We start from the raw sequence: 21,316 nt of genomic DNA on the forward strand, positions 1-21,316 counted from the left end.
CAATATCGTTATAATTTTAATGAGTATATATAAAAAGATATCTAATTATTAAAATTGTATTATTTAAAAGGTAGGTATATGAATGAAACAATTATTAATTACTTTAAGTACATTAACAACATTAACTTTAACAAGTAATACTGTTATTAATAGTATTAATGATAATATTGTTAATAACAGTAGCTTAACAAATAAATCATCAATAAAGAATTCTACAAATTCATTATTTAATAATCAATGAAATATTTTAGGTACTAGTGATTGAATTACTAACCAATCAATAACCGATTATAAATTTTACAGTTATGATACTTCAGCATTAAAAAGTTATACTTTTGCCAATGCTCAAAATACTTTTTTAGTAGATACAACAGGTAATCTAGTTTATAATACCAAAGTAATTGTTCCTGATAAAGATAAATCAGATATTGAAAATACAAAACAAGAAATGAATAATACTAAAAAAGTAACTACTATTAAAGATACATATAATCCATATAGTAAAAGTGAATATAGTACTTCTTACTTTAGTGGTGATAATCAAGATTGAAAGTTAATTCAGCAAGGTGGAATTGAAAAACACATTGATATTTCACAACAAACAGGTGGTCATAAAGTTGAGCATAGTGATAATTTAAGTGAAACATTGGGTCTATATTATATTGCTAAAGCAACATTATCTAATAAAATTGATAGAACAATTGCTGAGAAGTTGTCTAATTATTTTATTAGTCAAAGTAGTTTAAAAGCAAAAATTAATAATGAATTAGCTACTAAAATTGTTGATTTAATTGTTGATAATAAAGATATTTATAATTTTATTTATAATCTTCCATTTAATATTAGTGACAAGAACTATTCATTAAACTATATTTTTGATAATAATAATTTAATTGAAATTTATTATAATAAATTTAAAAATGATAATATTACACAAAATGTAAATTTTAATTATACTACTAATTATAATGGAACAGATTCTACAAATGTTTATAATAGTGAGCAAAAAAATATATTTTCAAATTGAACTGACTATGCTAAATCTTGGGATGATTTTACTACTTTATTTCCTAGTATCAGCTTTGATAATAATTCTTTTATTTCTGCTAGTGATTCAAGTCAAAGTACTCAAAAACATAATATTAAAATTAGCACAAAAGATATAACAGAAGCGATTGATAATTCTGCTAAAATTCAAAATAATTTTTCTGTAAGTGGTTTTATGTGACATGCATATATTAATTCATCTGTTTTTATTTGACATGATTCTTCTGGTATTTACATTAAATTTTGAATTGGTGAAGATTCATTTTTTTATAATGATAGTCTTATTTTTTCTATAGTATTAGATAAAGCTACTTTTAATAATTCAATGAATAGTTAGTTTATATTAAAAGAATGCAAATTTGAAAAATATTTATTTAAGTATAAAAGATATTGAATTAAAAATGCTGGACAATTACCAGCATTTTTAAAGTTATATTTGATAATAAACTATATTAGAAAATTAAACTATTATTTATTCAAACTCTGATTTAGGAAATACATATTTATCGATAGCTTTTGCAACACCACCACAAGTATTTTTACTAGTAACATCATATGCTATTTCTTTTAAATTAGGATGAGCATTTTGCATTGCAATACCATATTTAGCCCATTTTATTAATTTATAATCATTCATACCATCACCACAAGCTAGTACTTGGTCAGGAGTAATATTTCATTTTTTGCATAAAAATTGTACAGCAGCAGCTTTATTAACACCAATTGGATTAATTTCGATAACACTATGAGAAGAAGTAGCAAGTTCTAAATCTTTTATAGTATTTAATTGTTCTAAAATTGTATTAACTTGTTTTTTCTTTTTACAAAATAATAAAATTTTATACATACCCTCATCGGTATTCTCATCAATTTGTTTAGTTGGTAGGTTATTAAAATTTTCCATAATTTTAACTTTTAGTGATCTGCGATTAATTAAGCCTGTTTTATTATCGGTACTATATCCTCACATTGCTAAATTATTTTTATTAGCAAATTTAACTATTGTTTGTATTTGTTCTTTTGTTAATGATTTTTCATACAATATATCTAATCTATTATCATTAGTAATATCAAGGATGTTACCACCATTATAACAAATAATATGACCGGTTTTTTCATGCATTAAACATGATTTTGCAATATCAATGGTTGAACTTGGTGCTCTTCCTGTTGCAATAATAACTTTAATATTTTTTTGATATGCTTTTTGAATTGCAATTAGATTTTTAGGATGAATTTTTCATCTACTTTTCAATAAAGTTCCATCTAGATCAAGAACAATTAATTTAATAGCCATTATAAATACCTTATTTTCCTATTTCTTCGATAATATTAGTCATATCTTTTTCAGAAACTAAACCAAAAGTTTTTTTAACTTCTTTTCCTTCTTTATTAAAATAAATTAATGTTGGAATTGATTGGATTTCATAATCTTTTGCTAGTTCTTTAGCTTTGTCAACATCAACTTTAATAAAATTAATATTTTTGTGTTTTTCGTCATTAGCAACATTTTCAAATCTTGGCCCTAACATTTTACAAGGACCACATCATTCTGCTGAAAAATCAATTACTGTTATTTTTTTTGATTGTAAAAGTTGCTCAACTTCTTTTATAGAATTAATATGTTGTATTTTGCTTTCATTATGCATGTGTTCACTACCTTTTCTTTTAATTTATTTTATGGTTTAATTCTATCATTAGTTTTAATTTTTAAAACATTAAACGATAAAATAATTTTTTTAATTTTAGTTATTACTATATAAAAATTTATAATTTTTTTAGAATAAATTCATAAGAAAATTGTAAATTATTTTTTTTAAAATTAAAGAAATATCTTTTCAATTTTAGAATATATCTGTTATAATCTGAAATATATAGGTTAGGACTAAACAATTTGAGAAGGGGAAAAATAAATTATTAGTACATTTTACAAAACTGTTTAATAAATAAATGTAAATGAATTTTAAAAGGTGTAGAGTTAATATTTATTTATGGTATTTCAAAAAAATAGTTTGGTAGAGAGTTATTTTTTAATTTTTAATATTATTTATTTTTCCACAAAAACAAAAATTGTAAAAACCTATGTGTTAAAGTATGTTTATATTAAGTTTTTAAGAGCAGGTTATTTGGGTTACTATAATTTATGCATCCTTTTAGAAGGAGAGTAAAAAAAATGTCTGTTTTTAATAGACTTGCATGTGTTTTTAAGCCACCTGCAAAAAAAGAAATTTTTAGTGAAGACTTAAAGCAAGTTAATAAAAAATTTATTATTTTACGTAATCAAGTTTTTGGTTTTAGCATTTTATCATATATTCTTTACTACTTTACTCGTCAAGCGTATACAGTAGCGGGTTCTGCTTTAGAAAGCAATGGTAGCATAACTAAAATGGAGTATGCTTTAATGGGAACAATTTTTGCCGTTGTTTATGGTGGTGCTAAATTTATTGTTGGAAATGTTGCTGACCGTAGTTCAGGAAGAGTAATCATGATTTTTGGATTATTTGTTTCTTCTATTTTAAATATTATTATGGGTGGTGTAGTTGCTTTTGCTGGAACTAAAATTAGTGTTGGCCCATTTGTAATGATGTTGAGTTTGATTGCGATGTTAGCTGTTTTCCAAGGCATGGGCTGACCAGCTACAGCTAGACTATTTTCTCATTGATTTACTGATAAAGAACGTTCGGGACGTATTGGAATTTGAAACTCAGGACAAAATATTGGTGCTGCTTTATTACCGGTTGTTGTTATTTCTTTAGTAACATTACTTGATCCGGGTGGAACAATTTATGGTTTATATTTTTGAATTCCTAGTATTTTTGCTTTAGCTATGATTCCATTATGTTTATGAGGATTGCGTGATCGCCCCGAAGCAGAAGGGTTACCTACTGTTGAAAAATGAAAAGGTGTTCTAGAACATAAAGAAGAAAGAGTAGAACTTAATTGAAAAGAAATTTTTGTAAAATATATTTTAAAAAATAAATTTTTATGAATATTAGCATTTGCTAATATTTGAGTATATGTTGTACGACAAGGACTGGCAGGATGAACATTAATTTTAATGAAAGATATTCATGGCTTAGATTTAAAACACAGTAAATGATTTGCTGCCTGTTTTGAATTATCTGGTTTATTTGGTGGTATTTCTGCAGCATATTTTGCTAAGTGATTTTTTAATAATCGTAAAGCACCATTAATGATATTTGGATTATTAATTGCACTTTGTGGACTAGTTTTATTGCAAGTTGCTCCTCGTGGTAATATGCCTATGCTTATTACTGCTTTAATGATTGCTGGTTTTGGTATTTATATGCCACAAGCGATGATTGGTGCTACTGCTATTGAACTAACAAATAAGAAAGCAGCTGCTACTGCTTCAGGATTTACAGGATTATCTGGTTATTTTCTTGGTGATGCTCTTTTTTCAAAAGTAGTAATTGCTGGTATTGGTAATGAAAACTGAGATTATGTATTTTATTACTTTTATGGTTGTATTGCTGCTGCTATTATTTCATTAGCTTTACTATGAACAAAAAATCAAGATAATAAAATATTATAAAAATATTATTAGATTAGCACCATAATAAGGGTGCTAATTTTTTTTATTTAAAATGATATTTTAATAATAAAATTAATAAAATTTTATTAATTTTCAAAGTTACGGTGTTATAATAAATTTAAGACACACAAAATTATTGGTTATTAGCCTACTAGTATTATTTTTTATTTTTACTAAGTAGTTTTTTTATGTTTTTTTGTAATGTCTTATAAAAAGGAAAAATATATTGTTATTTTTAAATAAATCTAGTTATATATTCTTATTTTTTATTTAATGAAATTACAATATATTATTTATGGGATTTTTCTTTTACATATTGATAGAAAAAATGAAATTTAGTTGATTCAATTATTCTTTGTAAGTAAAACAATAATTTCTTATATATAAAAAATATATATTATGAACTTTTAGTTTTAATTTAAATAGTTCTATTAAAAAGAGATATTGGAATAAAATCAAGAAATATAAGCGAATTGAATTAATATAGAAACATATAAATAGAACATTTAACATAAATATTAAAATTTCAAAATAAAACCTATATTTCTTTAAAAAGAAAATGAAAATATTGTGTTAATTTTAAAATATGTTTAAAAAATCTTTGGAAACTTTTCTCAATCTTTATGCAATAAAATTTTAATTATACATAATAGAGAAAACGTGTTATTAATATAAGTTTAAAAAGGAAAGAAGCAAAGACAAATGTGTCCAATAAATGGTAATAGTGCCAGTATAAGAAATCAAAATATGGAATCTTTAGTGGTAGGAATAGAAAATAATAATGAAATAGTTATTACTAAAACGCTGAATTATACTTGTAAGTGCAAGTAAATAAAATTGCAAAAAATTCTCATATAAAAATTTCATAATGCTAAATTTAGTTTAGAAAAAAGTAAGGAGTTTTTATATGAGTTATAAACATCTTGGCATAGATGAAAGGATTTATATTGAGAATCAATTGAAATTTAAATTTAAAATTATTGAAATAGCTAAAAATCTTAATCGAAGTATTAGTACTATTATTCGAGAAATTAATAGAAATAAAGATAATAATCATTATTTTTCATTAATTGCACAAAATAAAGCTGAAAATCGAAAACAATCACATATTAGTTTTCATAAGTTTAAAAATAAGAATTTAGTAAAATATGTACAACAAAAATTACTATTAGGTTGATCACCTGAACAAATTTATGGCAGAATTAAAAATTTTCATAAAGAATGAGTTATTAGTTTTAAAACAATTTATACTTGAATTTATTTTGGAATGCTTGATAAAGTTACTAGTAAAAATTTAAGAAGAAAAGGTAAAAAACGAAAATCTAAAGAAAATCGTGGCAAGTTTAATGGTAAATCAATTAAAGAACGAGATATAAATGTTAATGATCGTATAACACTTGGTCATTGAGAAGGAGATACTATAGTATCATCACGAGGTAAAAGCAAATCATGTTTAATAACTTTAGTTGAAAGAGTATCACGATTTACTTTAGCAATATTAGTTAAAAACAGAACTACTAAAGTTATTAATAAAAATGTCAGTTATTATTTATCAATTCTTCCTAAAAACATTGTTAAAACTATTACTTTTGATCGTGGCAAAGAATTTTCAAATTGACAACAACTTGAAAAAAATTTAGATGTAAAAATTTATTTTGCCAATCCATATTCACCTTGACAAAGAGGTACTAATGAAAATACTAATGGTTTAATTAGAGAAAAATTTCCTAAAAAATTTATTTTTTCAAAAACTAATAAAAATGAAGTTCATAAATTTATATTGTCTTTAAATCAAAAACCGAGAAAAATACTAAATTATCTTTCACCAATCGAATATTTGGATAGAAAAATAATTTAGTTGCACTTACCTTTACAATTTAGCAAACTAAAAAAATTATTGCAGAACTTGCAAATATTAATTTAAGAATTCGTTATTATACCAATTACATTAATCAATATTGAAATAGTGATGAACAAAAATATAAAAATAAGGTAAGAATATATTTTAATGATTTAGGAGAAATTTATGAAAATTTACCAAAATTTATTAAAAAAGAAAGTGAAATAAGTTCAAATAATTGTTGTTGAAAAACTATTGAATATTTATCTTCTCCAATTGTATTGTTAACAGGTATTTCAATTAGAGTAGCACAAAGATATTTTTCAATAGCTGTAGTATCAGAAAAGTCTATAATAGGTAAAACTTTTATAGAACAATTAGAAATATTAGGCAAAGGAATGTGAGAATCATTAAAAATTCCTGAAAATTATGCTATGGCTGGTGTTGATACACTTACATCTTATTTTTTATCTTACTATCCATTTGGATTAAAAAGTATTATTGATTTATTACCTTCAAATCAATTAACACAAAAAAAGAATTAGATGAATATTTACCACTTGAAATTATTATTAAAAAATTAGAAAAACATTTAGAACTTAAAGAATATGAAAAATTAAATAAAATTAATTCGAACTTAGATAAGTTGTGTACTAATTTATCAACAATTATCAAAAAACATGATGTAATAAATCATATTAAAGATGAATTAAAAAATATTGATTTTAATGATGAATTTACTTTTGAAAAATTTAATTCTTTAATTAGTGCAGAAATCAGTAATGATTTTTTAAAAGAACTTTTAAATGAATTAAGTGAATTATCAAAAACTGATTTAAAAAATGAAGACTATTCTATTAAAGAAATTATAAAAAATAGTTTATCCAATACTAACTTTTTTTTGACAACATTATTAATAAATCATTTAGTTATTACTGCTTCTTCTGCTTATACTGCTGAAACATTAACATGAGAATCTTATAAAGAAGATATAGTATCAATTAATAAATATTATTTCAACTATTGTTCGTGCTACAGTAATGAAATTTGTTAATGAATGTTTTATTAAAAATTCATTAAATACAATTTTTGAACCAGTAAAAAATTATTTTTGCCCTCAAAATAATGATCATACATTGCTACAATCATTTAAAAATTGAGTTAAAAATCAAAATAAATTAAGTCAATTAGGAGTCTTTATCGTTAGTTTTCTTTTTATTAGCGCTATTACTAATGCTATTAAAACTTATGCAGCAGATGTTACACAAAATAAAGGTGATTGAAAAAAAGCTTGAATTCAATTTAAAGAAACATTTCCAAAATTAGGAATGGTATTATCAGCACTTGGTGTAACTAGTTCTGATTTATATAATTTAACAAATAAAATGAAACCAGCTTTTAAATTAATATATAAGCAAGAAGAGCAACAAAAGATTATTGATGAAGTATTATCTGAATTACCAAATATAATAAATCAAGCAAATGGGAATGCTGCTAGTGATGGAAGAGATTTTCTTACTAGAAGAATAAATGGTCATATTAATAATATTAATGAATGAGATGAAAATGATGTGCAAGATATAAATAACTCAGATAGAGAATATCTTATTCCTAATAATAATCGTAATCATGATCGTTCTCTTATCCAATGCGTAACTATCTAATTATATTAATATAGTGAAAAGATTCCTACTTTTAATTTCATTAAAAGTAGGAATTAACATATATGAAAATATTTAAAAATATTAAAATCATTTTTATTTACAAAAAGTTTAAATTATAATAAATATTTTATACAATATTTCATTTTTTTTATTATAATTTAGTAGACTATTAATAAACATATTTTATAAGGAGTGAAATATATATAATGTTAAAAATGAAAGGTATTGGTGCTAGTAATGGCATTGCTCTAGCCAAAGCATTAATCTTAAAACATGAAACTATCAAAACTAATCCTAAAAAAATTAATGAAAAAGAAATAGAAGGAGAAGTTAAAAAGTTACATGATGCCTTAAAAATAGCAGGTGATGAAATTAAACAACTCATCCAAAATACAACAAAAACTTTAGGTGAAGAAAAAGCCGCTGTTTTTGAAGCTCATTTTTTAGTAACAACTGATCCAGTATTAATTGAAGATACTGAAAAGTTAATTAAAGAAGAAAAATATAATGCTGCTAATGCTTTAGAAAGTACTGCTAATAAAGCAATTGCAACAGTGCAAGCAATGGATGATGATTATTTTCGTGAACGTGCTGCTGATGTTATTGATGTTCGTGATCGAATTTTACGTAAAATTTTAAATATTAAAACTATTGATTTAAGTGCAATTAAAGAAGAAACAATTATTGTTAGTCATGATCTAACACCTTCAGAAACAAGTCAATTGAATCCTAAATTTGTTAAAGGATTTTTATGTGATATTGGTGGTAGAACTTCTCATGCAGCAATTATGGCTCGTAGTCTTGGTATTCCAGCAGTTCTTGGGTTAAAAAATGTTACTACAAAAGTAAAAAATAATCAATTTTGTGTATTAGATGGTAATACTGGTGAAATTGAAATTGATTTAAATAGTAGTGAAAAAAATAAATGAGTTGCTAAACAAAGCGCATGAATTGAAGAACAAAAAGAATTATTAGTATTTAAAGGTAAATTAACTAAAACCAGTGATAATCATGAAGTAAAGTTAGAAGCAAATATTGGTTCACCCAAAGATATGATTAAAGCAATTGAATATGATGCACAAGGAGTAGGACTTTTTAGAAGTGAATTTCTTTATATGGAAAGTAGTGATTTTCCAAGTGAAGATATTCAATTTGAAGAATATAAAAAAGTATTGTCTGCTACTAAACATAAAGTTGTTATTAGAACTTTAGATATTGGTGGTGATAAAGAATTATCATATTTAGATTTATCAAAAGAAATGAATCCTTTCCTTGGTTATCGTGCCATTCGTTTGTGTTTAGATCGTAAAGATATTTTTAAAACTCAATTACGTGCTTTAATTCGTGCTTCAGCTTTTGGTAAATTAGCTATTATGTTTCCAATGATTGCCACTGTTGAAGAATTTAAAGCAGCTAAAGCATTATATGAAACTTGCAAAAAAGAATTAATTAAAGAAAAAGTTAAAGTTAGTGATGATATTCAAGTTGGAATGATGATTGAAATTCCAGCAGCAGCAGTTAATGCCGAAATATTTGCTAAATATGCAGATTTCTTTTCAATTGGAACTAATGATTTAATTCAATATAGTTTAGCCGCTGATCGTATGTCAGAAAAAGTGTCTTATTTATATCAACCATATCATCCATCAATTTTACGTTTGATTAAGATGACAATTGATGGTGGGCATAAATATAATCGTCCTGTTGCCATGTGTGGTGAAATGGCTGGTGATAAAATTGCTGTTCCACTACTAGTTGGTCTAGGGCTAGATGAATTTTCAATGTCTGCATCTAGTGTTTTAGAAACTAGAAAAATTATTAGTACTTTAAATAAAAAGGATACAGAAATATTAGCATCAAAAGCATTACAATGTGAAACCAATGAAGAAGTTAAATCATTAGTAGAAAAATTTTTATCAAAAAAATAAAAATATTATTTATTTTTAAAGTTACATTATTTAATGTTAAAATTATAAACATCTAATTTACATAATTTTGAGGAGAATCGACATATGTTTTTCAAGAAAAAAAAACAATTACCTTTATTAATTTATGCGCCAGTTACTGGTAAAGTTATTAACCTTAGTAAAGTTGAAGATCCAGTATTTGCTCAGGAAATGTTAGGGACTGGTTTTGCTATTATTCCTGAATATAAAGATAAAGATGGAGTTGAATTTGTATCACCATTTGATGGAAAATTAGCAACAGTATTTAATACAGGACATGCTTATGGTATTAAAGATGTAAATACAGGTATTGAATGTTTAGTTCATATTGGTATTGATACTGTTGAATTAGCTGGTAAGGGCTTTGATATTAAAGTTGAACAAGGTAAACCAATTAAAAAATCAGAAGTAATGGTAGTTGCTAATTTACAAGAAGTTAAGAATAAAGGTAAAAAAGTAACAACACCAATTGTTTTCACTAATGAAACAATGGAAGGTTATGTTGTAAAGCAAGTAGTAAAAGATGATGAACAAGTAACGGTTGGTCAATTAATTGCTGAAGTCACTAAGAAATAAATATTTTTATTAAAACAAAATTAATTTGATAAAATATTAGTAAGTATTTATATATTATTGGAGGGTATCATTTATTATGGATAATTTTTGGCAACATTATTGATGAGCAGTACTTATTGTAGTTTTAGCTATGTTAATAATACTTTATATTTTATATAGAATTTATCAAATTTTCCATATTGATTATCACTGAGAACTGAATCGTCATTTTCCACAATGAAGTAATGAGGGAATCATTACTAGGGATAACTATTTTTTACATACTGAATTTAAATTTGTTGATAATAGTAAATATATTATTATTGGTATTCATGGTATGGGTGCCTCTTTAACAGACTTTAAAACAGCTGCTAAGTTTTTTACTAAACATGGTATTTCATTTTTAAGTTTTGATCAACGAGGTTGAGGAGAAAATGAAAAATGAAAATATCATACTTTAGGAACAACTATTAATGATATTAAAGATATTATAACGGTTTTGAATGAACGTTATCCTAATAAAAAAATTTTATTAATGGGTGAATCATTAGGTTCAGCATTAACAGCATTAGCAATTAAAAGATTACCAAAAATGATTGATGGTGCAATTTTAACTAATTTTGTTACTAAGAAACAAATATTTAAAATAAAACCTTCATTAGTTTGTCATGCAATTTGAGGATTTCTATTTTATAAACATCATCCATTACCTATTACTTTTGATATGGAAACAATTTCTATTAACTCTAATTATATTAAAAAAGGGAAAATTAGAGCAATGACTAATATGAAATTTACATTATTATTTTCTTTACAAGCACAAAAATTAAGTAAACAAGTACCAAAAAATCTTAATAATGCTAAATGTCCGGTTTTGATTGTTCAATCTGCAAAAGATATATTTGCCGATTTTGATAAAATTGAAAAAAATAATAAACGTTGAAGACAGGGGATAACTTATAGTTTTTATGAAGAAGGTAATCATGCGATTTTAAATGAACCCAATATTAATATTATTTTAGAAGATGTTTTAACTTGAATAGAAAAAGAACATATATAATGATTATTTATGTTATTAGATCAAAAAAATAATTAGAAAATTTAAAAATAGTAAATAATAGTTGATTGAGTAATTTTTACTTTATAGTTATAATAGTATTTATAATTTAATAATTGTTCATACCTAGTATAGTAATTTAACTATACTAGGTTTTATTAAATTAAAATTATATGTGAAAAGGAAGATAAAAATTATGAATATTATTGCAGATCAAAAAGAATTAATGAATAGAATTGAAGGTTTATTAGAAGAAATTGAAAATAAAATTGAAGTAGAAAGAAGAATTGATAAAACTAAAAAAGAAATATTAGGTGATATTTCAGATTCTGTAGGTACTCCTGCCTATATGCAAACAGCTGGACTAGTACAATATATTAAACAACAATTAAACGAGGAGAAGTCAAAAACAAATCCTAATATTAAACAATTAATGTCAATTATGTCAGAACTTAATGAAGTAAAAGAAAAAATAGATGTCACAGGTAAAGAGCATAATTGACGTAATGCTAGAAAATATCAAACATCTAATAATCCTGAATTTTTAAAAAGAATTGAAAAGCTTAAAGTTGAGTGTTTAGAAATTCACGAAGAATATTTAATTAATAATTCTAATCAAATGGCAGAAAACCAATCATCAGCATCTAATCAAAGTACTGTAAGACAACATTCATTGTAAAAATAGTGCCTTAATTAAGGCACTATTTTTTATATATTAATTTTAATTATTTTTTAAATTGCTAAACTACAACCAGCAATTAAATTTGGTGATGAAGTAACACGTGCATTTCATTGATAATAAATATTATTATCATCATGGTATACATAAAGATCAATAATTGGAAGTTGAATAATAAGATCAGAAATTGCTACAACATTATAAGGATTTTGTAGTTCATATTTAATATTTTTATTAGTAGTAATATTATTAGTATCACCAGTAAGATTATTATTTTCTTTATATGTACCCATATTATTAATTGATAGTTTAGAATTATTAAAATTAAATTTAGGATAAAGTTGTGAAAATTGTTCTCAATTTTTTGCATATTTAGTTCAATTTAAAACGATTTGTTGATCACTATTTTTTAATCAATCATTTTTATTAATATTGCTAAAGTCTTCTTTATAATGATAGTTAATATTTTGATTTATATTTTGGACATTTCATTTTGTATAGTAAATTGCTACTAAGTTATTATCATTATCAAAAATAAAATTTAATGAGTAATCTTTTATATTTAGGAAAAGAGGTGAATTTTTAATAAAGTTAAAGATATTAGTATTTTCAACAATTAAGTTAATAATATTATTTGTTAATTGGTTACTAATTAGTTTGTTTAAACTGCTTTTATTAATGAATTGTTGGCTGATATTATAAGCTATTGCTAAAGAAATTTTATTATTAATAGCAGCATCAGCAATGTAATATAATCCTAAGTTCTCACTAAGATTGTTATTATTTTCAATTTTAGAAGCACCAGCAATGTTAGAAATATCAATATTTTGTTCAAGACCACCAAATTGTAAATATGTTCAATTATTGTCACCAATAAAATTATTTTGTTGATATTCGCTAAAATTGTAAGCATCAGAATAATTAGGATTGCTTTTAAGTGATGTTACTTTCTTCTTGGTAATCATTTCTTGTTTTGTATTTTCAATATCTGATTTATCTTTATTAGGAATAGTAACTTTGGTATTATAAACTAGATTTCCAGTTGTATCTACTAAGAAGACGTTTCTAGCATTGGTAAAAGTATAACTTTTTAATGCTGAAGTATCATAACTATAAAATTTATGATCGGTTGTTGATTGGTTAGTAATTCAGTCACTATTATTTAAATATTGATATTGATTATTAAATAATGATGTTTGATTAGCTGTGGCGTTTGCTTTTTGTAAATCATTTTTGCTAGTATTAAAGTGATTCACACTAGTTAAAATAGTGGTACTTGTTGCTAGTGAAAAAATACCAACTGTTAAAATATTTATTGTTTTTCTCATATTTTATACCTTTAAAGTTAATATATAATTTTAATAAAGATATAAAGTTTATATCATCATTAAAATTATAACGATATTAAACTATCGTTATTTATATTATAGTACTTTTAGTGAAATTCTACAATGAATTTTAAAGGATGGTAAAGTTTTTATTTTGGTAGATTTGCTTTTTAATTCATAAGGAATTCTAAAAAAAATTTATGAATTGTTTTTAGAATTAATTGGTATATTAATTTCATTTTCATAATAAAAAACTCTTGTTTAAAAGAAAAATTATAAAAATTAATAAATTTATTAAAATTCTTCAAATGAATTAATTAATAAAATAATCATTCCTATTACTTCTTGAATACTAGTAATTAAGTGAAGATAATTAAAATTCTCAGGTATAAGTCCATGTTCTAAATTATTTCTTATTTGTTGTAAATATAATAATGCTGGATGATATTCATAACTTTTTTTTAAAATAGTTTTTTCTTCTATTAATTCTATTATTTCATTTTCTAAATTAATATTTTTTACAATTCAATATTTAAATTTATCATTTTTTGTTCTATATATTGCTAACAAATTATTAAAATATAAATACATTGTTGGATGTTTTTTAAGTATGCTAATGTTTTCACTTTCATTAATTTTAGATATACTATATTCTCAAGTAATTTTATCAAGAAGAGAATATAGTGTCATAAATAATTTTATATCTTCATTAAAAACTGTAGGTATTTTAGTTTTAATTTTACTTATTAATTTTTTGTTGATTTGGATTTTTAGATAAATTATAACCAGCATCATATGTTTCTTTAATAATTCTTTGATAAAGAAAAAAATATTTTTTTAAACCAATTAAGAAGTCAAATGTAGTTTTTTTTAAAAATTTACATTTATTATTAATAATATTAATATAATCTTTTTCTTTATTGAATATTTTTTGACAAAATTCATTTATAGAATTTTGATAAGAAGCGTTTTTAAAATTTATATCATTTTGATTGAATTTTATTATTTGTGTTTCTAATTTTTTTGTTTCATCTAAATATCATTGACTAGTTTCTAAGTAAATTTGATCTTTCAAATTTATAATTATTTTATTTGAATTTTTATCTTGTTTAAATCTTTTATTAATTTTTTTAATATATATTTTTTTTATATCTTTATCACTGTTTATAATTTCAGAATTTTTGTTTATGTTTAAAATTTCTTTATAATTATTTACTATATTTTTTCATAATTGATTTCATGTATTATTTGACATTATATATTTCCTTAAGTAAGAATATTTTTTCTTATTCTATTAACAATTTTTTATTTTATTAAAAATTTTAGGGTTTATTTTTATCAAATATTAAAAAAATAAATCTATATTTTTAATATCTATTTTTAGCATTTCTTAATAAACTAAAAATAAATATAAGGTTGCTAAAACAATACCACGCTTAAAAGATAAAAATAATAAACTAGTTTTAAATGGAATTTTATTATTTGTATTATTTTGTAAGTTAAATAAAATTATTTTGAATTCTTCATTATTTTTTAAACTATGATTAATAATTGGATAGTGTGTAATTTGATTTCTAGCATCTGCTAAGTAATGTTCGTAAAAATTAATTTTATCTATGTTTTTATTGAAATATTTTTTATAGAATCTGTTTTTAAAATAATCAGTTTTAACTTTTTTCAAAAATTGAATATCTTCTGCATCAAATTCAGTTCAATTTTGTTTTTTTGAAATTTTTATTGCTTGTTCTTTATTTTCTTTTGTTAAATTAATTTGGATGGGTATTAAATTTAATTTATCTAAAATATTAACTAGTGAATTAAATATATCTTGAATTTGAATATATTCATAATCTAAAAAATCATAAGTTTGATTAAAGTTAATTTTATTTTCTGTCTTAATTAATCTTATTAAAAAAATTGATAATTCTGTTGACAAGAAAGTTTGAAGTATATTTTTATTATTAACTTGCTGCATATTATTTAAAGAAATATTTTTAAATGCTTTTCAAAGATCATAAATTTCAATATTATAAATTGAATATTTTTTTCAAAAAGAAGCTAATAGTTTATTATCAATGAGATGAATATTTTTTATTTTTTTATTCTCATTCTTTTCTTCAGTATTAGTAACTGAATGAAGTTCTTTAATTCAAGAATCTTGATTTAATAATTGTTTAAAAAAAGAAGACATTTCTTTTAATTGTTGCTTTTGTTCTTTCATTATAATTTATCTTCCTATCTTTATTACCCCATAATTCCAGCTTCATATAAATGTTTAAAGTGACCTTCTTTAACTTTTAATTCATCAAAAGTACCAACTTGAACTAAACCTTTTTCTTTTTCTAAAACTAAAATCTTATCAACAGTTTTAATTGTTGATAAACGATGGGCAATAATAATACTAGTACGACCAATCATTAATTTATTAAATTGTGCTTGTATTTCCTTTTCGACAATATTATCTAAAGCACTAGTAGCTTCATCTAAAATTAATAGTTCTGGATTTTTTAAAAAGATACGAGCAATAGCTACTCTTTGTTTTTGACCACCAGATAAGTTAATCCCACGTTCACCTAAAATTGTATTATAACCATTAGGTAATTGTTCAATGTAATCATGTAAGTTAGCTTTACTTGCAGCAATTTTGATTTCTTCTAAAGTTGCTCCTTGCTTAGTATAACTAATGTTTTCGGCAAATGTGCCAAATAAAATTTGTGGATCTTGTTCAATATAGCCAATATGATGTAAGTATTGTGCTAAGTCAATATCACGTAAATCAGTATTATTATTAATTAAAATTCTTCCTTTAGCAGGGTCATAGTAACGTAGTAATAACTTAGAAATAGTAGTTTTTCCGACACCAGTTGCACCAACAATAGCATAACTTTTACCTTTTTCAAAAGTGAAAGAGAAGTTATTTAAAATTCAGTCTTCTTTTTCATCATAGCGGAAATTAACATTTTCAAAAATAATATCACTAGTAATTTGTTTTACTGGTAAGGCTTTTTCTTTATTAACTATTTTTGGTTTAATATTAAGAATTTCATTAACTCTTAAAATTGAAGTTGATGTTTTAGCTCAATTACCTAAGAATTGAATACTTTGAATAACTGGGAAAATTAAAGTGTTGACTGCTAATAAAAAAGCAATTAGTGTTGGAACACTAATGATGTGTTTACTTACAAACATGAAACCAGCAACTAAACCAACAATGTTAATTCCTGTTAGCAATGTAATTAGTAATGCTCTAGTAAAACTTTCAAAAGTAATAGTTTTTTTTGCTGCTTGGTAATATTTAAGATGTTCATTAGAAAATCTTTTATTTTCACTTTTTTCTGTAGCATTACTTTTAATTAAAGTAATAGTATTTAGTCGATCAGTAATATCAGCATTAACTTCAGTGTAAACTTTTCTTCATTTATAGTTTAAATAACGAATAATTTGAACATTTAATACTGATATTATTAAAATTGATAAAACAATACCTAAAACAATTAATGATAATTGTCAATTTAAAGAAAAAATAACGTAAATTGAACCAAAAAAAGTCACAATTGAACTAAGCATAGTTAAAGGAATAGATTGCATATTTTCACCAATAACACTAGTATCACTAATTAGTTTTGTTAAAGTGTCACCAATTTTGCGATCTTCATAATATGACATATCTAAATCTAGTAAATGTTTTAAAACTTTATTTCGATATTCAATTTCAACTTTAACACCAATGATGCTTCCTGTTAAATTACGAAAGTACATAAATAATCCTGATGCAATTTGTAAACTAATTAAAATATAAGCTAAAGTAGTAATTTTTTCTCATTGAAAACCATCGGGGGTAGCTAAAAAATTATTAGTAATTTTAGGAATAATCACTGAAATTATTGAAGAAGCAATAGTAGTTAGTATTGCAATTAGATAAAGTAGTGGATATTTTTTAAAGTATTTAATAACTGCGCTTAAGAAACCACTTTTTTTTATTTTTAATTCATTATAATCAGTCATGCTTTTTTTTATTTTTGCTGTTGTTTTTTCTTTTGTCGGCGAAGCAGTAATTTTTGTTTTATTTTTTTTGGACATAATATTTGATCTCCTTATTAATAATTTATTTTTATTTGTTATAGTGGTAAACCCAATTCTTTTAATGGAATATAATTAAAAAAATAACGACAATTACTATCTATTATATAATTTAAAGTATCTTTATATTCTGGTTTTTTAAATCAATCACTTAATAAATATCAGTATTCAATTTTGCAATTTAATATTGATAAAAGTTTTTGTCATTGTTTTCTTTTAAAATCACAAGTTTGTAGTTTTTCATCAACACTTCCAGCAACATTTTGTGTTTTAATTTCAATAATGAAAAAAGTATTATTCTTATATACAAAAATACTGTCATCTGGTAGTAATTTTTTTGATAAAAAGTAATTTCAGTTTAAATTGTGGTGTTTTTCTAAATAAACATAGATTGCATGTTTTTTGAAAATATTAGCAACATGTTCTCCCATATAAAACAATTCAAATGCATCATTTCTTTTTAAATTGTGAATTCCAATCATATTTTTAATTTCATAATTTTCCTGTTTTTTAAAAAATGAATATAACTCTTTTTCTCCTTCAAAAGCGAGACCAGTTTTTGTATTTGCACCACCGATTCCATTTTTAACCATTATTATCATCCAATCTTTTTTTTGCTAGATTAAAATATTCAATATTATTTTCAATTCCTATGAAATTTCTATTGTGTATTTTACATGCAAGACCAGTTGTGCCACTGCCCATAAACGGATCTAAGACAATATCATTTTCATTAGTACAAGCAATTATAATTCTTTTTAAAAGATCTAATGGTTTTTGTGAAGGATGTTTACCATAAATTTTTTCAAATGGTTTAGGGGTGGTTATTGCTCAAACACTTCGCATTTGCTTATCTTCATTCTTAAAATTATCTTCTTCTCATTTAGAATATTTCATATCTTTGTAATTAAAAACATGTTTAGAATTACTATCTTTTTTTGCTCATATTAATGTTTCATGACTAGCAGTAAAATTTCTACAACCAATATTAGGTGTACAATTAGGTTTGTATCAAACTATGTCATTAAGAATGTGAAAATTTAGTTCTTGTAAAATAAAACCACAAATATAAATAGAATGATAAGTTCCAGTAATTATTAAAGTTCCATTTGGTTTTAAAATTCTTTTGCATTCTTTAATTCATTTTTGATGAAATTTATAATTTTCAAGAAAACCTTTACTTTTATCTCATTCACCTTTATTAACAGATGTTCTTTTGCCAGCGTTAACACTATAACCATTATTTGATAAAAAATAAGGTGGATCGATAAATATAAAATCAACTAATTCATTTTTCATTTTTTTCATTTCAACAAAACTATCTCCAAAAATAAGATTTATTTTTTTAACTTGATTTGAATTTGAATTATCTATTTTAAGTTTAATTGTTTTTCCATTTTTGGTTTCTAATTCTTTACTCACTAAACTCATTATTAGTACTCCTTAGTTACAATTATTTGTTTATATTATTACAATACTATTTAGTTTATTATACTTCCCTTTTCTTTAATATTATATATTAAATAATTAATAAATAAGTATTTTACTGTAGATACTATTTGTTAATTTTTATTACTTCACGTTTCATATATTGTTAAAAACTTATTATTTAATGGTTTTTTTTGTTCTAGTAAATGCTTTTTTAAAATTTCTAGATAGTATTTAAAAGCAACAGTTAAATCTTGGAAGGCAAGTTTTCTTAATTCTTCAACATAATAATGGTTACGTTCAATTGATATTTTATCTGCTAATAATACTATTAATTCTAAAGGTTTCATTTCAGTTGCACCAGTAGTATGTTTAGCAATTGCATGAAGAACTAAATCATCATGGTACTGATAATGATTTTTTAAATACAATGCTGCTACATAACCATGTCAAATTGGAAATGGTTCTTGTAAAATTTCTTTATTATATTTTGTTAAAAATTTAGTCATTTTATTTTTACTTCATTGTTTGCAAAGGTCATGATAAGTTCCTGCAATTAGGGCTTTATTAGCATCTTCGTTATAATGGATTGCTAATTTAACAGCCATTTTACCAACATTAATACAATGTTCAGTTCTATTGTTATCCAAATTTGCTTTTAAACGCTCATAACTATATATTAAATTATTGTTAATATAATTATTAATTTTTATATCAATTTGATTAATAATTTCACCATTTCTAATTTTGGCAGAGCTAATATCACTACTTGGTCGAACTACTAAATTTTGACACTTGTATTTTGACATTAGTTCTAATGTTTTACGATAATGAGGGCGATTAACAACAATAATTTTAACTAAATTAATTAACTGTTCAATTCCTTGTCATTTATTTAAGGTATATAAATTATCAGAACCGATAATAAAAAAGAATTTGTGATTTGGATAGTTTTCAATAAAGTAGTTAATAGTATTAATAGTATAACTAGGTTGTTTACTTGTTAGTTCATAATCATTTAATTTTATTCAAGAATAGTTTTTAATAACTAAATTAATCATATCGACTCTTTGTTGATCGCTGGCACTGACACTGTCTTTTAACGGATTTTGTTTTGTTGGTAAAATTCAAACTTCATCAAGTGAAAGTTTATGATAAGCTGTATTTGCAATGTTTAAATGTTGATTATGAAATGGATCAAAAGTTCCACCAAAAATGCCAATTCTTTTCATTATTTGCTAGTTCCTAATGATTCTAAAATTTCTTTATTATATTTTTTTGTTCTTATCATTTTAATTTCATGTAAATAAGGTGGATGTCCATTAATTCATGGCGTTTCTAAAATTTTTATTTTAGTAAGCAACAATGGATGATAAATAATGTTAATTAAAGTTTGAAAACCAAGGTAACCCATTCCTAAGTTAGCATGACGATCTTTATGAGCATTGATTGGGTTTTTAGAATCATTAACATGAATAACTAATAATTTATCTAATCCAATAAGTTGATCAAATTGTTGTATTACTTGTTCTAAATTATTATTAAGATCATAACCAGCATCAGATAAGTGACAAGTATCTCAACAAACACCAATTAGTTCGGGTCTTTTTACATTATTAATAATATATTGAAGTTGTTCAAAAGTAGTTCCTACTTCACTACCTTTTCCTGACATTGTTTCCAAAGCAATTTTTACAGTTTGTTTTTCTAAACATGCTGCATTTAGTCCTTTAACAATTTGATCTAAAGCAGTTTGTGGTAAAGCACCAACAGCGCTACCTGGATGTAAAACCAAAGTTTTAATGCCAATATCTTGACAGCGAATTATTTCTTGTCGTAAGAAATCTACTGCTAATTGATAAGTACTTTTATTAATACTATTAGCCAGATTAATAATATAAGGAGCATGAACAATAAGATTATTAATATTAATATTTTTTTCAATTAGTTTTTCTGTAAATTCTTTAATAAATAATGCTTTGGTTGGTTTACGAATTGTATTTTGTGGAGCACCTGTATAAAACATAAACGTATTTGCATTATAACTTAGAGCTTCTTCAAGAGCACCTAATAAATATTTTGGTGCTTTCATTGAAACATGAGATCCAATAATTAATTTGTCATTTTCCATCTTGC

At 23.4% G+C, this 21,316-nt stretch carries 21 protein-coding genes; 10 read left to right on the forward strand and 11 right to left on the reverse strand.

Annotated elements, in window-relative coordinates; translation table 4 throughout:
• The first annotated feature begins 82 nt into the window (after positions 1 to 82).
• A complete protein-coding gene (locus AACL03_RS09130) occupies positions 83 to 1,384 on the forward strand; it encodes a hypothetical protein (protein ID WP_339040103.1) in 1,302 nt (433 codons plus the stop codon).
• 135 nt (positions 1,385 to 1,519) lie between these two features.
• Here the strand turns inward: AACL03_RS09130 and AACL03_RS09135 are convergent, their stop codons facing one another.
• Complete coding sequence (locus tag AACL03_RS09135; RefSeq protein ID WP_339040104.1) at positions 1,520 to 2,344, reverse strand: HAD family hydrolase; 825 nt, start codon at positions 2,342 to 2,344, stop codon at positions 1,520 to 1,522.
• Between the two features lie 10 nt (positions 2,345 to 2,354).
• A complete protein-coding gene (gene trxA, locus AACL03_RS09140) occupies positions 2,355 to 2,696 on the reverse strand; it encodes a thioredoxin (RefSeq protein WP_199188855.1) in 342 nt (113 codons plus the stop codon).
• Between the two features lie 524 nt (positions 2,697 to 3,220).
• Here trxA and AACL03_RS09145 point away from each other — a divergent pair.
• The 9 genes from AACL03_RS09145 (at position 3,221) to AACL03_RS09185 (ending at position 12,344) form a co-directional block, all read left to right on the forward strand.
• On the forward strand, positions 3,221 to 4,603 hold the full coding sequence (locus AACL03_RS09145) for an MFS transporter (protein WP_252320787.1): 1,383 nt from the start codon (positions 3,221 to 3,223) through the stop codon (positions 4,601 to 4,603).
• A gap of 907 nt (positions 4,604 to 5,510) precedes the next feature.
• The gene (locus AACL03_RS09150) at positions 5,511 to 6,461 is read left to right on the forward strand and encodes an IS30 family transposase (RefSeq protein WP_339038813.1); all 951 of its coding nucleotides are present in this window, start codon (positions 5,511 to 5,513) and stop codon (positions 6,459 to 6,461) included.
• A 263-nt stretch (positions 6,462 to 6,724) separates the two neighbouring features.
• A complete protein-coding gene (locus tag AACL03_RS09155; RefSeq protein WP_339040105.1) occupies positions 6,725 to 6,988 on the forward strand; it encodes a hypothetical protein in 264 nt (87 codons plus the stop codon).
• A gap of 101 nt (positions 6,989 to 7,089) precedes the next feature.
• Positions 7,090 to 7,497: a hypothetical protein gene (locus AACL03_RS09160; RefSeq protein WP_339040106.1), complete on the forward strand. Its 408-nt coding sequence runs from the start codon at positions 7,090 to 7,092 to the stop codon at positions 7,495 to 7,497.
• Positions 7,484 to 8,107 carry a hypothetical protein gene (locus tag AACL03_RS09165; protein WP_339040107.1) on the forward strand — a complete coding sequence of 208 codons (624 nt, stop codon included), beginning with the start codon at positions 7,484 to 7,486 and terminating at the stop codon, positions 8,105 to 8,107. Before AACL03_RS09160 ends, AACL03_RS09165 begins: the two co-directional genes overlap by 14 nt.
• Positions 8,108 to 8,310: 203 nt before the next feature.
• Positions 8,311 to 10,035, forward strand: a complete 1,725-nt coding sequence (gene ptsP, locus AACL03_RS09170) for a phosphoenolpyruvate--protein phosphotransferase (RefSeq protein ID WP_422397988.1) — start codon at positions 8,311 to 8,313, stop codon at positions 10,033 to 10,035.
• A gap of 84 nt (positions 10,036 to 10,119) precedes the next feature.
• Positions 10,120 to 10,629, forward strand: a complete 510-nt coding sequence (locus AACL03_RS09175; RefSeq protein ID WP_174481513.1) for a PTS sugar transporter subunit IIA — start codon at positions 10,120 to 10,122, stop codon at positions 10,627 to 10,629.
• A 76-nt stretch (positions 10,630 to 10,705) separates the two neighbouring features.
• On the forward strand, positions 10,706 to 11,668 hold the full coding sequence (locus AACL03_RS09180) for an alpha/beta hydrolase (protein ID WP_338987409.1): 963 nt from the start codon (positions 10,706 to 10,708) through the stop codon (positions 11,666 to 11,668).
• A gap of 193 nt (positions 11,669 to 11,861) precedes the next feature.
• Positions 11,862 to 12,344, forward strand: coding sequence for a hypothetical protein (locus AACL03_RS09185; RefSeq protein WP_338956777.1), 483 nt, complete (start codon positions 11,862 to 11,864; stop codon positions 12,342 to 12,344).
• A 53-nt stretch (positions 12,345 to 12,397) separates the two neighbouring features.
• Here AACL03_RS09185 and AACL03_RS09190 read toward each other — a convergent pair whose 3' ends face one another.
• From AACL03_RS09190 to AACL03_RS09230, 9 genes are all read right to left on the reverse strand, one after another.
• Positions 12,398 to 13,672, reverse strand: coding sequence for a hypothetical protein (locus AACL03_RS09190; RefSeq protein WP_339040109.1), 1,275 nt, complete (start codon positions 13,670 to 13,672; stop codon positions 12,398 to 12,400).
• 294 nt (positions 13,673 to 13,966) lie between these two features.
• Positions 13,967 to 14,362: a hypothetical protein gene (locus AACL03_RS09195; protein WP_339040110.1), complete on the reverse strand. Its 396-nt coding sequence runs from the start codon at positions 14,360 to 14,362 to the stop codon at positions 13,967 to 13,969.
• A 49-nt stretch (positions 14,363 to 14,411) separates the two neighbouring features.
• Entirely contained in the window at positions 14,412 to 14,927 is a 516-nt protein-coding gene (locus tag AACL03_RS09200; protein ID WP_339040111.1) for a hypothetical protein, read from the reverse strand.
• Positions 14,928 to 15,062: 135 nt separating this feature from the next.
• Positions 15,063 to 15,893 (reverse strand): hypothetical protein, encoded by an 831-nt coding sequence (locus tag AACL03_RS09205; RefSeq protein ID WP_339040112.1) that lies wholly within the window; start codon positions 15,891 to 15,893, stop codon positions 15,063 to 15,065.
• Positions 15,894 to 15,916: 23 nt separating this feature from the next.
• On the reverse strand, positions 15,917 to 17,752 hold the full coding sequence (locus tag AACL03_RS09210) for an ABC transporter ATP-binding protein (RefSeq protein ID WP_339040113.1): 1,836 nt from the start codon (positions 17,750 to 17,752) through the stop codon (positions 15,917 to 15,919).
• Between the two features lie 38 nt (positions 17,753 to 17,790).
• Positions 17,791 to 18,345, reverse strand: coding sequence for a hypothetical protein (locus tag AACL03_RS09215; RefSeq protein WP_338987405.1), 555 nt, complete (start codon positions 18,343 to 18,345; stop codon positions 17,791 to 17,793).
• Entirely contained in the window at positions 18,338 to 19,183 is an 846-nt protein-coding gene (locus AACL03_RS09220) for a site-specific DNA-methyltransferase (protein WP_338956845.1), read from the reverse strand. Before AACL03_RS09220 ends, AACL03_RS09215 begins: the two co-directional genes overlap by 8 nt.
• Before the next feature lie 131 nt (positions 19,184 to 19,314).
• Positions 19,315 to 20,412, reverse strand: a complete 1,098-nt coding sequence (locus AACL03_RS09225; RefSeq protein ID WP_338956847.1) for a nicotinate-nucleotide adenylyltransferase — start codon at positions 20,410 to 20,412, stop codon at positions 19,315 to 19,317.
• A complete protein-coding gene (locus AACL03_RS09230) occupies positions 20,412 to 21,311 on the reverse strand; it encodes a deoxyribonuclease IV (protein WP_252320030.1) in 900 nt (299 codons plus the stop codon). The genes AACL03_RS09225 and AACL03_RS09230 overlap by 1 nt, the downstream gene beginning before the upstream one ends.
• Between the last annotated feature and the right edge of the window lie 5 nt (positions 21,312 to 21,316).

It is taken from the genome of Spiroplasma endosymbiont of Andrena trimmerana (genome assembly GCF_964019575.1).
Classification (GTDB): Bacteria; Bacillota_I; Bacilli_A; order Mycoplasmatales; family VBWQ01; genus Spiroplasma_E.